This window comes from Variovorax sp. J31P179, from assembly GCF_030316985.1.
In the GTDB taxonomy this organism is placed as follows: Bacteria; Pseudomonadota; Gammaproteobacteria; order Burkholderiales; family Burkholderiaceae_C; genus Variovorax; species Variovorax ginsengisoli_B.
On record NZ_JASZYL010000001.1, the window covers coordinates 416,260 to 428,528 of the forward strand.

The 12,269-nt window shown below is 69.0% G+C and carries 11 protein-coding genes; 10 read left to right on the plus strand and 1 reads right to left on the minus strand.

Features of this window, described 5'->3' with window-relative positions:
- Positions 1 to 22 precede the first annotated feature (22 nt).
- Together QTI17_RS02030 and QTI17_RS02035 are read left to right on the plus strand one after the other, a co-directional pair.
- Positions 23 to 1,090 (plus strand): ABC transporter ATP-binding protein, encoded by a 1,068-nt coding sequence (locus QTI17_RS02030; protein ID WP_286530707.1) that lies wholly within the window; start codon positions 23 to 25, stop codon positions 1,088 to 1,090.
- A 68-nt stretch (positions 1,091 to 1,158) separates the two neighbouring features.
- Positions 1,159 to 1,791: a LysE family translocator gene (locus QTI17_RS02035; RefSeq protein ID WP_286530708.1), complete on the plus strand. Its 633-nt coding sequence runs from the start codon at positions 1,159 to 1,161 to the stop codon at positions 1,789 to 1,791.
- Between the two features lie 10 nt (positions 1,792 to 1,801).
- Here the strand turns inward: QTI17_RS02035 and QTI17_RS02040 are convergent, their stop codons facing one another.
- A complete protein-coding gene (locus tag QTI17_RS02040; protein ID WP_286530710.1) occupies positions 1,802 to 2,077 on the minus strand; it encodes a hypothetical protein in 276 nt (91 codons plus the stop codon).
- Between the two features lie 209 nt (positions 2,078 to 2,286).
- On the opposite strand from QTI17_RS02040, the gene QTI17_RS02045 reads away from it, so the two are divergent.
- From QTI17_RS02045 to QTI17_RS02080, 8 genes are all read left to right on the plus strand, one after another.
- Complete coding sequence (locus QTI17_RS02045) at positions 2,287 to 4,104, plus strand: FAD-dependent oxidoreductase (RefSeq protein WP_286530711.1); 1,818 nt, start codon at positions 2,287 to 2,289, stop codon at positions 4,102 to 4,104.
- Positions 4,101 to 5,942, plus strand: a complete 1,842-nt coding sequence (locus QTI17_RS02050) for a 2-oxoacid:acceptor oxidoreductase subunit alpha (protein ID WP_286530712.1) — start codon at positions 4,101 to 4,103, stop codon at positions 5,940 to 5,942. Before QTI17_RS02045 ends, QTI17_RS02050 begins: the two co-directional genes overlap by 4 nt.
- Positions 5,939 to 6,994: a 2-oxoacid:ferredoxin oxidoreductase subunit beta gene (locus QTI17_RS02055; RefSeq protein ID WP_286520870.1), complete on the plus strand. Its 1,056-nt coding sequence runs from the start codon at positions 5,939 to 5,941 to the stop codon at positions 6,992 to 6,994. Before QTI17_RS02050 ends, QTI17_RS02055 begins: the two co-directional genes overlap by 4 nt.
- A 44-nt stretch (positions 6,995 to 7,038) precedes the next feature.
- A complete protein-coding gene (locus QTI17_RS02060) occupies positions 7,039 to 7,476 on the plus strand; it encodes a CBS domain-containing protein (RefSeq protein WP_286507046.1) in 438 nt (145 codons plus the stop codon).
- Between the two features lie 143 nt (positions 7,477 to 7,619).
- The gene (locus tag QTI17_RS02065) at positions 7,620 to 9,338 is read left to right on the plus strand and encodes a sensor histidine kinase (protein ID WP_286530713.1); all 1,719 of its coding nucleotides are present in this window, start codon (positions 7,620 to 7,622) and stop codon (positions 9,336 to 9,338) included.
- Between the two features lie 227 nt (positions 9,339 to 9,565).
- Positions 9,566 to 10,594 carry an ABC transporter substrate-binding protein gene (locus QTI17_RS02070; RefSeq protein WP_286530714.1) on the plus strand — a complete coding sequence of 343 codons (1,029 nt, stop codon included), beginning with the start codon at positions 9,566 to 9,568 and terminating at the stop codon, positions 10,592 to 10,594.
- Positions 10,595 to 10,597: 3 nt separating this feature from the next.
- Positions 10,598 to 11,380 carry an ABC transporter ATP-binding protein gene (locus QTI17_RS02075; RefSeq protein ID WP_286530715.1) on the plus strand — a complete coding sequence of 261 codons (783 nt, stop codon included), beginning with the start codon at positions 10,598 to 10,600 and terminating at the stop codon, positions 11,378 to 11,380.
- A gap of 11 nt (positions 11,381 to 11,391) precedes the next feature.
- Positions 11,392 to 12,240, plus strand: a complete 849-nt coding sequence (locus tag QTI17_RS02080) for an ABC transporter permease (RefSeq protein ID WP_286530716.1) — start codon at positions 11,392 to 11,394, stop codon at positions 12,238 to 12,240.
- Positions 12,241 to 12,269 lie beyond the last annotated feature (29 nt).

The window sequence follows — 12,269 nt, forward strand, 5'->3', positions numbered from 1 at the left end:
CCTCCACACCACGACCCCATTCATGGCAGAAGTCCTACTTTCCGGAATCCAGAAACGCTTCGGCGCCGTGCCGGTGATCCACGGCCTCGACCTCCACATCCACGATGGCGAGTTCGTGGCGCTGGTGGGGCCCTCGGGCTGCGGCAAGTCGACCTTGCTGCGCATGATCGCCGGGCTGGAGGCCGTGTCGCACGGCCGCATCCGCATCGGCGCGCGCGACGTGACCGACCTGGATCCGAAGGACCGGGACATCGCCATGGTGTTCCAGAACTACGCGCTCTACCCGCACATGACGGTGGCCGCCAACATGGGCTTCTCGCTGGAGCACCGCGGGCGGCCGAAAGCGGAGATCGCCGAGCGGGTGCGCTGGGCGGCCGACATCCTGGGGCTGGCGCAATTGCTCGATCGCCATCCGCGCCAGCTCTCCGGCGGCCAGCGCCAGCGGGTCGCCATGGGGCGCGCGATCGTGCGCGATCCGCAGGTGTTCCTGTTCGACGAGCCCCTGTCCAACCTGGATGCCAAGCTGCGCATCGTCATGCGCGGGGAGATCAAGGGCCTGCACCAGCGGCTCAAGACCACCACGGTCTATGTCACGCACGACCAGGTCGAGGCGATGACGATGGCGGACCGCATCGTGGTGCTCAACGCCGGCCGGGTCGAGCAGGTCGGATCGCCGCTCGAACTGTTCGACCGTCCGGCCAACCAGTTCGTGGCCGGCTTCATCGGCTCGCCCGCGATGAACTTCGTGCCGGGGCGCTGCACGCCCAGGGGCTTCGAGGCCGCCGATGCGCTGCTGCCGATGCCTGCGGACGCCTTCGCCGCCCACGCGGGACGGGACGCCGTCTGCGGCATCCGGCCCGAGCATTTCGAGTTCTGCGATCCGGGCCAGGGCGTGGCGGCGCAGGTGCAGGTGGTGGAGCCCCTGGGCTCCGAGACGCAACTCGGCCTGCGCCTGGGTGCGGCCCAGGTGGTGGCGCTGTTCCACGAACGCCTGGCCATCGCGCCGGGCGACGTGCTGCACCTGCGGCCAAAGACCGGCGCCGTGCATTTGTTCGACCCGGCCACCGGCATGCGGATCGACGCCGCCTGAGCACGGGGCCTCGTGTCCCCGGCCGAAGCGGTGTATCGTGCCTTCCCGCCCAACCTGCACTGCCCGCGATGAACGCCGCCACCCTCGCCGTCTTTGCCCTGGTCGCCCTGGTGGCCATCGCCACTCCCGGCCCGACCGTGTTGCTGGCCCTCGCCAACGGCTCGCGCCACGGCGTGCGCCGGTCCCTGTCCGGCATGTTCGGTGCCGTGGTCTCGGACTTCGTGCTGGTGGGCGCGGTGGCGCTCGGCCTGGGCGCCCTGCTCGCCGCTTCCGAGTTCTGGTTCTCGGTCGTCAAGTGGGTCGGTGCCGCCTACCTCGCCTGGCTCGGCCTTCGGCTGCTGCGCTCCAAGGGCGGCCTGGACCTGTCGCAACTCGAAGAGCGCCGGGGCCCGATGAGCACGCGGCGGATCTTCGCGCGCTCGTTCCTGGTCGCCGTGACCAACCCCAAGGGCTACCTGTTCTGCTCCGCGCTGCTGCCGCAGTTCATCGATGCATCGGCCCCGCAATGGCCCCAGTACGCCGCCATCGCCCTGGTCTTCGCCGGCCTCGACTTCCTCGTGATGCTGGGCTATGCGGTGGTCGGCGCACGCGCCGTGCGGCTGCTGCGCCAGCGCGCGGTGCTCTGGCTGGACCGTTCCTGCGGCGCGGCGCTGCTGGCGCTGGCCGGATCGCTGGCCTTCTATCGGCGCGCCGGCTCCTGAGGCCCGCGGCTCAATGCCGCAGGATCGAAGGGATGTCGGAGTGGTCCAGCAGTTCTTCCAGCGCGGTCACGGCGCGCTGGAATTCGTCTTCGTCGACCCCCCGCGCGTGCAGCCAGCCGTGCACGAAACCGCGGAACGCCGCCTTGAAGCTGTCGTCGGCCATCCCGTGCGCGGCGAGCAGGGCAATCCCGATCACCTGGAACGTGGCCAGGCCGCGGGTGGCCTCGCTGTAGTTCTCCTCGAAACTCCGGGCCAGTCGTTCGCTGGCGGCGCCGTTCGAATTCATGGTGGGTGTGCCCCTGGTTGGCGGGTGCCATCTCGGCCGGCAAAATCTTGCGCCATCGGGACGGGTTTGTGAACTGTCTGTTCGGGTAAGCGCCTCTGCCCTTTGGTGAGGGATTCCACCAAGGCATGGCCCGGTCCGCCGCGGCGCATACTGGGGGCAGACCCGCGCCGATCCCCACCAGGCCGCGGGCGGCAGCCAGGAGACACGCCTTGCAGCGAACCGACATTGCCAACCCGACCTATTTCCACAAGGTCGTCGATTGCCAGTACGCCTGTCCGGCGCACACCCCCGTCCCCGAATACATCCGCTTGATCGCGCAACGCCGCTATGGCGATGCCTACATGATCAACTGGGTTTCCAACGTGTTCCCGGGCATCCTCGGACGCACCTGCGACCGCCCGTGCGAGCCGGCCTGCCGGCGCGGGCGGGTCGAGGAGAGCAACGCCCAGGCACCCGAGCCGGTGGCCATCTGCCGGCTCAAGCGGGTGGCGGCCGACATGAAGGAGGACGTCCGCGCGCGGATGCCGACGGTGGCGCCCCGCAACGGCAAGCGCATCGCCTGCGTCGGCGCCGGGCCGGCCTCGCTCACCGTCGCGCGCGACCTCGCGCCGCTGGGCTACGAAGTCACGGTGTTCGACGGCGAGGCCAAGGCCGGGGGCTTCATCCGGACGCAGATTCCGCGCTTCCGGCTGCCGGAATCGGTCATCGACGAAGAAACCGGCTACATCCTCGACCTTGGTGTCGAGTTTCGTTCCGGCGAGCGCATCGAGTCGATGAAGGCGCTGATGGCGCAGGGCTGGGACGCGATCTTCGTCGGCTGCGGTGCGCCGCGCGGGCGCGACCTGCAGGTGCCCGGCCGCCAGGAAGCGGCCGCCAGCATCCACATCGGTATCGACTGGCTCAATTCGGTCTCGTTCGGCCACGTGACGCGCATCGGCCAGCGCGTGATCGTGCTCGGTGGCGGCAACACCGCGATGGACTGCTGCCGCTCGGCCCGCCGCCTCGGCGGCACCGACGTCAAGGTCATCGTGCGCAGCGGCTTCGACGAAATGAAGGCCTCGCCCTGGGAAAAGGAAGACGCCCAGCACGAGGGCATCCCGATCCTCAACTTCCACGTGCCCAAGGCCTTCGTCCACGAAGGCGGCAAGCTGCTGGGCATGCGCTTCGAGATCGTCCGGGCGGAGTACGACGACCAGGGCCGCCGCACGCTGGTGCCCACCGGCGAGCCCGAGGCCTTCATCGAATGCGACGAGGTGCTGGTGGCGGTGGGCCAGGAAAACGCCTTCCCCTGGATCGAGCGCGACTGCGGCCTGGCCTTCGACAAGTGGGGCCTGCCCCAGCTCGACGAGAAGACCTTCCAGTCGTCGGTGCCGAACGTCTTCTTCGGCGGAGATGCGGCCTTCGGCCCCAAGAACATCATCACCGCCGTGGCCCATGGCCACGAGGCGGCGGTGTCGATCGACCGGCTGCTGCACGGCGAGGCGGTGTATGTCCGACCGGCGCCGATGACCAACCTGGTGTCGCAGAAGATGGGCATCCACGAGTGGAGCTACGACAACGACACCTCCAACGACCTGCGCTACAAGGTGCCCTGGGCCAAGGCCGAGGCCGCGCTGGCCAGCATCCGGGTCGAGGTCGAGCTGGGCTTCGATGCCGCCACCGCCTTCAAGGAGGCCGAGCGCTGCCTCAACTGCGATGTGCAGACCGTGTTCACCGAGTCCGCCTGCATCGAATGCGATGCCTGCGTCGACATCTGCCCGATGGACTGCATCAGCTTCACGGTCAACGGCGAGGAGAGCGAACTGCGGCCCCGGCTCAAGGCGCCCGCGCTCAATCTCGCGCAGGACCTGTACGTGTCCGGCGGGCTCAAGACCGGCCGGGTGATGGTCAAGGACGAAGACGTCTGCCTGCACTGCGGCCTGTGCGCCGAGCGCTGCCCCACGGGGGCCTGGGACATGCAGAAGTTCCTGCTCAAGATGACGCCGGCCGGCCCGCAGGCACGCGCCGCACGGGAGGTGGCGGCATGAGGCAGATTGAGGCGGTCAACGATTTCGTCATCAAGTTCGCCAACGTCAACGGCTCCGGCTCGGCCTCGGCCAACGAACTGTTCGCCAAGGCGATCCTGCGCATGGGCGTGCCGGTGAGCCCGCGCAACATCTTCCCGAGCAACATCCAGGGCCTGCCGACCTGGTACGAGGTGCGCGTCACCGAGAAAGGCCACCTGGGCCGGCGCGGCGGCACCGACATGATGGTGGCGATGAACCCGCAGACCTGGGACGCCGACGTCGCCGAGCTCGAGCCCGGCGGCTACCTGTTCTACGACAGCACGCGGCCGCTGCCGCCGTCGAAGTTCCGCGACGACATCCGGGTCATCGGCATGCCGCTGACCGAGATCTGCAACGCGGTCTACCACGACCCGCGGCAGCGCCAGCTGTTCAAGAACATCGTCTACGTGGGCGCGCTGGCGATCCTGCTGGGGATCGAGCCCGAGGTGGTCGAGAAGCTGTTCGGCGAGCAGTACAAGGGCAAGGAGAAGCTGCTGGCCTCCAACGTGCAGGCGCTGCACCTGGGCTGCGACTTCGCGCGCGAGAACCTGCGCGAGCCGGTGGGCCTGCAGGTGCGGCGGGCCGACCGGGTGGGCAACCGGATCTTCGTCGACGGCAACAGCGCCGCGGCGCTGGGCTGCGTGTATGGCGGCGCCACGGTGGCGGCCTGGTACCCGATCACGCCGTCGTCCTCGGTGGCGGAGGCCTTCCAGAAGTACTGCGCCAAGTTCCGGGTCGATCCGGCGACCGGGCAGAACCGCTTCGCGATCGTGCAGGCCGAGGACGAGATCGCCTCCATCGGCATGGTGGTCGGCGCCGGCTGGAACGGCGCGCGCGCCTTCACCGCGACCTCGGGGCCGGGCGTCTCGCTGATGACCGAGTTCATCGGCCTGGCCTACTTCGCGGAGATCCCCGTCACCCTGATCAACGTGCAGCGCGGCGGGCCGTCCACCGGCATGCCCACGCGCACCCAGCAGGCCGACATCCTCTCGTGCGCCTACGCCTCGCACGGCGACACCAAGCACGTGCTGCTGTTCCCCGAGGACCCGCACGAGTGCTTCGAGCACGCGGCGGCGGCCCTCGACCTGGCCGACCGGCTGCAGACGCCGGTGTTCGTCATGACCGACCTCGACATCGGCATGAACCAGCGCCTGTGCGCGCCCTTCGCCTGGGACGACAGCCACGACTACGACCGCGGCAAGGTCATGACCGCCGAAGAACTCGAGGCCGGCCGCGACTTCGGCCGCTACAAGGACGTCGACGGCGACGGCATCCCCTGGCGCACCTTGCCCGGCACGCACCCGAGCAAGGGCAGCTTCTTCACCCGCGGCACGACCCGCGATGCCTATGCCCGCTATTCGGAGCGCGGCCCCGACTACGTCTACAACGTGGAGCGGCTGCTGAAGAAGTTCGCGACCGCCGCCGCCCTGGTGCCGCAGCCGGTGCTGCGCCCGGCGGCCCGCCCGACCGAGTTCGGCGTGATCTATTTCGGCTCGACCAGCCCGGCCATGGAAGAGGCGCTGGAGGCGCTCACCGAATGCGGCATCCACCTCGACGCCCTGCGGCTGCGCGCCTTTCCGTTCCCGGACAGCGTGGTGCAGTTCCTGGCCCGGCACACGCGGGTGTTCGTGGTCGAGCAGAACCGCGACGCCCAGATGCGCAGCCTCTTGGTCAACGAACTCGAGATCGATCCGGCGCGCCTGGTCAAGGTGCTGCACTTCGACGGCACGCCGATCACGGCACGCTTCATCGTCGAGGCCATCGGCGCCCATGTCGGGGCGCCAGCGCCCCGCGCCACCGACACCCAGGAAACCGCATGACCTACCTCGCCAAGCCACGGCTGCATCATCCGACGCTGGCCACCAACAAGGTCGGCTACACCCGGCGCGACTACGAAGGCAAGATCTCGACCCTGTGCGCCGGCTGCGGCCACGACTCGATTTCCGCCGCCATCATCGAGGCCTGCTGGGAGCTCGACATCGAGCCGCACCGGGTCGCCAAGCTGTCGGGCATCGGCTGCAGCTCCAAGACGCCGGACTATTTCCTGGGCGCCTCGCACGGCTTCAACACGGTGCACGGCCGCATGCCCAGCGTGCTGACCGGCGCCAACCTGGCCAACCGCGACCTGCTGTACCTGGGCGTCTCCGGCGACGGCGACTCGGCCTCCATCGGCCTGGGCCAGTTCGCGCACGCCATGCGACGCGGCGTGCGCATGGCCTACATCGTCGAGAACAACGGCGTCTACGGCCTCACCAAGGGCCAGTTCTCGGCCACCGCCGACCAGGGCTCCAAGAGCAAGAAGGGGGTGGTCAACACCGACAGCCCGGTCGACCTGGTCGGCATGGCGCTGCAGCTCGGCGCCAGCTACGTGGGACGCGGCTTTTCGGGTAACAAGGCGCAACTGGTGCCGCTGATCAAGGGGGCGATCAGCCATGGCGGCTCGGCCTTCATCGACGTCATCAGCCCTTGCGTCGCCTTCAACAACCACCCGGGCAGCACCAAGAGCTACGACTACGTGCGCGAGCACAACGAGGCGGTCAGCCGCATCGACTTCATCAGCGCCAGGGACGAGATCACGGTCGACATGGCGCCGGGCGAAGTGCTCGACGTGCGCCAGCACGACGGCACCCTGCTGCGGCTGCGCAGCCTGCATGCCGGCTACGACCCCGGCGACCGCTATGCCGCCATGGCCCACATGCAGCGCCACCAGGAGATGGGCGAGGTCGTGACCGGGCTGCTCTACGTCGACCCGCTGGCGACCGACCTGCATACGGCGCTCAACACCAGCGACCACCCGCTCAACGCGCTGGGGGCAGCCCAGCTCTGTCCCGGGGCGAAGGCCCTCGACCGGCTCAACGACTCCTTGCGCTGAGCCGGCACGACAGGCACCATAGCGCTTCCTCCGGAGGGCGGACCATGGCCGAACGCACTGTTTTCCAGTCCATCTCGCGCAAGCACGTGACCAGCCTGGGCCCGCAGGCCAGCGTGCGGGACGCCGCCTGCATCATGACGCGTGCCAACTGCGGCAGCGTGCTCGTCATGGAGCCGCCCGACAAGCTGCTGGGCATCCTGACCGAGCGCGACCTGATGACGCGCGTGCTGGCCAAGGGGCTCGACCCCGAGCACACCACGGCGCGCGAAGTCATGACGCCCAACCCGATCTGCGTGCCGCCCGAGACGCTGGTGTCCGACGCCGTCGTGCTGATGCTGGAGCGCGGCTTTCGCCACCTGCCGCTGGTGTCGGGCACCAAGATCCTCGGCGTCTTTTCGGTGCGCGACGCACTGCCGAGGGAGATCGGCACCGCGCTCAGCCAGGCGGAGTTCAACGAGCAGGTGAACGACGTGCTGGGCTGAAGGCGGCTGCGGCGGCTGGCCCGGTTCCGTGACATTTTCGGGGTTCGGGCGCCCGCAACGCGCGAACTCGCGTCCGGCAACCCGCCGATCGGCGGCGGCGGCGTCGACAATCGCGGGATCGCTCCGCCAGAAACCCGCCGGCCATGCCGTCCCGCTCCGCAGTCCTCCGCCTCCTGACAGGTCTGGCCGTCATCGCTGCCATCCTGCTGCTGACCCTGGTCGCCTGGTGGTCCACGCTGCCCCTGCGCGACGCGGTCATCGAGCGCGCGCACCGGGAGACGCAGCTCGAGGCACTGAGCCTCTCCGAGCAGCTCTCCGCCGTCGCCCGCAGCGCGATTTCCAGCCTGAACGCCATCACCGAGTCGATCCAGGAGCGCGGCGGCCCGCGCCAGCTGCCCGCCGCGGCGCTGCGCGCCGAGCTTCAGCGGGAGGCCGGCGACGAGGTCGGCACGCAGGCGATGTTCGTGGTCGATGCCGACGGCAAGGTGGTGGCGAGCGCCGGTTTTCCGGAAACCCACGAAGGCCGCTCGCTGCTCGACCGCCCCACCATCGCTTATCACTTCCAGCACCCGACGGAACTCCGTGTCCGCGTCGGCCGGGCCCACTACTCCGAGCTGACCGGCGGCTGGATCCTGCCCATTTCCCGCATCATCGCGTCGCCCGAGGGAAAGATGCTCGGCGTCGTGTCGGTGGCGATCAACCTCTCGCACATGCGCGAGCTCTACGAGCAGATGGAGAACCTGCGAGAGGCGAGCCTCTCGATCATCGGGCGCAACGGAGAGATCATCTTTCGCTATCCCTTCGTCGAGCGCGCGGTCGGCTTCAAGCTGCCCGGCGGGCGTTCGTTCTCCGAAGGCACGGGCACCTACGAAGCGGCTAGCCCGATCGACGGCATCACGCGGATCCTCAGCTACCGTCAGCTCGACGACCTCGATGCGGTGATGCTGGTGGGATTTCCGCGCGACCAGGTGCTGGCGGCCTGGCGCGACGTCGCGCGCGAACGCATGGTCTGGACCGCCTCCAGCCTGAGCCTGCTCGCGCTGCTCTGCGGCGGGGCGTGGCTGGCCTGGCACCGGCAACGCCGGCAGCTGCGCATGATCACGATGGACCACGCCACCAGGGAGCGTGAGCTGCGCGAGGAAGCGCAGACCATCGAGCGTTTTTCCGTGGCGCTCTCGCAGAGCGTGAGCGAGCCGCTCAGCCATCTGCGGGGCCTGCTGCAGACCGGCGTCGGCACGGCGGCCACGGATGCGCCGACCGACGCCCGGCGGGATGTCCTCGCGTCGACGATCAGGATGGAGGCGCTCGCCAAGGACCTGCGCGCGCTCGCACTGGCGCGGGACAAGCCGATCAAGCGCGAGGACCTCGACCTCTCGTCGCTGGCCCATGCCGCCGCGCGGGCACAGCAAGCCGCGGATCCGGGGCGCACGGTCGAATTCCGCATCCAGGCGCAGATGTACACGACGGCGGATGCCCAATTGCTGCAGGTGGTGCTGGCCAGCCTCGTCGGCAACGCCTGGAAATTCACGCGAGACTGTCCGCACCCCGTGGTCACGGTCGGGGCCCACACGGGGCTGAACGAAACCACCTTCTGCGTGCGCGACAACGGGCCGGGCTTCGACCCGGCGGACGCGCGCAGTTTGTTCAAGCCCTTCCATCGGCTTTCGAATGCCGCGTCGTTCGAAGGACACGGCATCGGGCTCACGACCGCGAAGCGCATCGTCGAGCGCCACGGCGGCCGCATCTGGGCCGAGGGCCGCAAGGACCACGGCGCCGCCTTCTTCTTCACGCTGCAGCCGGCGCTGTCGATCAGCTCCAGCAGCTACCAGGCCGCCCGCAGGGAACTCCAGAACCTCGGCTGAGCCCCGGGGGCATCCGCTCGGGCCGCCATCGCGGTTCTCCCACCCCCCTGGAGACCTTCGCTTCATCCGAAGAGGGGCGCGCGCGCCCTGCCTTCAGGGTTTCTACCGGCGCTAATTTTTAGATCGCCCGTCTCTAAAAACGGTGCTTTGCGAGATCGCCCGCAGCTCCTAAATTCCGGTCACGCCACACGGCAGACGACCCGAATCCACACACCAGGAACTCCGTCATGAATCACTCTTGCGATCCCGCACGCCGCCGCCTGCTCAAGACCTCGCTTGCCGCTGGCGGCTTGGCGGCCGGGGGCTTTCTCTCGATCGACGCGCTGGCCCAGGGCAAGACGCGCATCAACATGCAGCTCGGCTGGATCCCCAGCGTCAACCAGGTCGGCGAGGTGGTGGCCAAGCGCCTGGGCTTCTACGAGCAGGAAGGCATCGAATTCGCGATCCAGCCCGGCGGTCCCAACATCGACGGCGTGGCGATCGTCGCCTCCGGCCGCTACGAAGTCGGCCAGGTGTCATCGAGCCCCTCGGTGATGCTGGCCGTGTCGCAGGGCCTGCCGATCAAGTGCTTCGCGGTCGGCGCGCAAAAACACCCCTTCACCTTCTTCTCGCTGGCGAAGAACCCGGTGCGCAAGCCCGCGGACCTGGTGGGCAAGAAGGTGGGCATTCCGTCCACCGCCGGCATCCTGCTGCGTGCGCTGCTCGCCAAGAACAAGATCGCGGAGAAGGACGTGACCGTGGTCACCGTCGGCTCGGACATGGCGCCGCTCCTGACCGGACAGGTCGACGTGGTCACCGGCTGGCTCACCAGCACCACCGCGCTCAAGGCGCTGGGTCCGGACCGTGTCGACCTCACGCTGTGGGACGGGGGCGTGCAGCTCTATGCACTGCCCTACTACGCCACCACCAAGACCATCGAGACCCAGCCCAAGGTGCTGGAGGCCTTCGTGCGCGCCACGTCGCGCGGCTGGCAGCATGCCAAGGCCAACCGCGATCAGGCGGTGGACCTGCTGGTGAAGGAATACCCCAACCTCAAGCGCGAGGACGAGCGCGCGGCCATCGACGTGATGCTCGAATACGCACTGGGCGGCGCCGCGCAGTCCCAGGGCTGGGGCACGATGGACCCGGCGGTCTGGCAGTCGCAGATCACGACCTACGCCGAGCTGGGCCAGTTCACGGCCCGCACGCCCAAGGTCGACGACGTCATCTGGCTCGGCGCGCTCAAGGGCACGGTCGAAGCCCGCGTGAAGGCCTGAGCCATGGCTGCCGTGTTCAACGACGCACCCGCGATCTCGTGCCGCGATGTCGGTATGCGCTTCTTCACCGAGCGGCGCGACGTCACCGCGATTAAGTCGCTCGACCTGGAAGTGGCGCAGGGCGAGTTCCTGACGCTGCTCGGGCCCTCGGGCTGCGGCAAGTCCACGCTGCTGCGCGTGGTGGCCGACCTGCTGGCGCCCAGCCGCGGCAGCGTCAGCGTGCTCGGCGCCACGCCCGAGCAGGCGCGCCAGCGCCGCGACATCGGCTTCGTGTTCCAGGACGCGGCACTGCTGCCCTGGCGCACCGCGCTGCAGAACGTGCAGCTGCCGCTGCAGGTGGGCGGCGGCGCCGGCCGCAAGGGCCGCCGGTCGCCGCAGGAACTGCTCGACCTCGTCGGCCTCAAGGACCGCGCCAACGCCTGGCCGCACGAGATGTCCGGCGGTCAGCGCCAGCGCGTCTCCATCGCACGGGCGCTGGCGAGCGATCCGAAGATCCTGCTGATGGACGAGCCTTTCGGTGCGCTCGACGAGATCACGCGCGACCGGCTCAACGAGGAGATCCGCTGCGTCTGGAAGGAGACCGGCGTGACCATCCTGTTCGTCACCCACAGCATCCACGAGGCGGCCTTCCTCGGCCAGCGCGTGCTGATGCTGGCCGCCAACCCCGGGCGGGTGCGCGAGATCGTGCCGGTCAACCTGCCGGAAGACCGCACCCTGGACATCCGCGAGACACCCGAATTCGTGCAGCTCACCGGCCATCTGCGCCGCGTGCTGGAAACCTGCTGAAGGCCGCCGACATGACCACCAGTTCCCTCGAAACCCCCGTGACGGTGCGCGCTTCCGTGGCCGCCGATCCCGAACACGCCGCCTGGGCCGCCGCGCGGCGCCGCAAGCTCTGGCGACGGCGCATCCTCCCTGCGCTGGGCATCGGCGGGCTCATCGCCCTGTGGTGGGCGGTGATCGTCGTCTTCGACGTCAAGCCCTTCATCGCGCCCTCGCCCTGGGCGGTGCTCGAGACGCTCTACGCCAAGCGCGCGGTGCTGCTCGACAACCTGATCCCCACCGCGCTGGAAGCGGCCGGCGGCTTCCTGCTGGGCAACCTTGCCGCCATCGCCATCGCGACGGTGTTCGTGCACAACAAGACGCTGCAGGACATCTTCTTCCCGGTGGTGCTGATGTTCAACGCCATCCCGCTGGTCGCGAAGGCCCCGGTGCTGGTGCTGATCATGGGCAACGGCATGGAGCCCAAGATCACGATCGCGGCGCTGGTGTGCTTCTTCCCGACGCTGGTCAACATGGTGCGCGGGCTGGAGTCGGTGAACCCGCAGGCCATGGAGCTGATGCGCGTGCTGTCGGCCAGCAAGACCGAGATCTTCTTCCGGCTGCGCCTGCTCAATTCGCTGCCGTACCTGTTCTCGGCGCTGCGCATCGCCGCCTCGATGAGCGTGATCGGCGCGGTGGTGGGCGAGTGGGTCGGCGCCACCGTGGGCATCGGCGCCATGATCCTGCAGGCCACCTTCAACTTCGACTCGCCGCTGCTCTACGCCGCGATCGTGATGAGCGCGACCTTGTCGGGTCTCTTCTTCCTGCTCGTGACCGTGGCCGAGCGTCTCGTCATCCGCTGGCAGCCCGAAGGCAGCCACTGAACCCCCAGGAGCACGGCGCGCTGCGCGCC

Coding starts and splice junctions, on each gene's coding strand:
- QTI17_RS02030 (WP_286530707.1), top strand. CDS start 23: ATGGCAGAAGTCCTACTTTCCGGAATCCAGAAACGCTTCGGCGCCGTG.
- QTI17_RS02035 (WP_286530708.1), top strand. CDS start 1,159: ATGAACGCCGCCACCCTCGCCGTCTTTGCCCTGGTCGCCCTGGTGGCC.
- QTI17_RS02040 (WP_286530710.1), bottom strand. CDS start 2,077: ATGAATTCGAACGGCGCCGCCAGCGAACGACTGGCCCGGAGTTTCGAG.
- QTI17_RS02050 (WP_286530712.1), top strand. CDS start 4,101: ATGAGGCAGATTGAGGCGGTCAACGATTTCGTCATCAAGTTCGCCAAC.
- QTI17_RS02055 (WP_286520870.1), top strand. CDS start 5,939: ATGACCTACCTCGCCAAGCCACGGCTGCATCATCCGACGCTGGCCACC.
- QTI17_RS02060 (WP_286507046.1), top strand. CDS start 7,039: ATGGCCGAACGCACTGTTTTCCAGTCCATCTCGCGCAAGCACGTGACC.
- QTI17_RS02065 (WP_286530713.1), top strand. CDS start 7,620: ATGCCGTCCCGCTCCGCAGTCCTCCGCCTCCTGACAGGTCTGGCCGTC.
- QTI17_RS02070 (WP_286530714.1), top strand. CDS start 9,566: ATGAATCACTCTTGCGATCCCGCACGCCGCCGCCTGCTCAAGACCTCG.
- QTI17_RS02075 (WP_286530715.1), top strand. CDS start 10,598: ATGGCTGCCGTGTTCAACGACGCACCCGCGATCTCGTGCCGCGATGTC.
- QTI17_RS02080 (WP_286530716.1), top strand. CDS start 11,392: ATGACCACCAGTTCCCTCGAAACCCCCGTGACGGTGCGCGCTTCCGTG.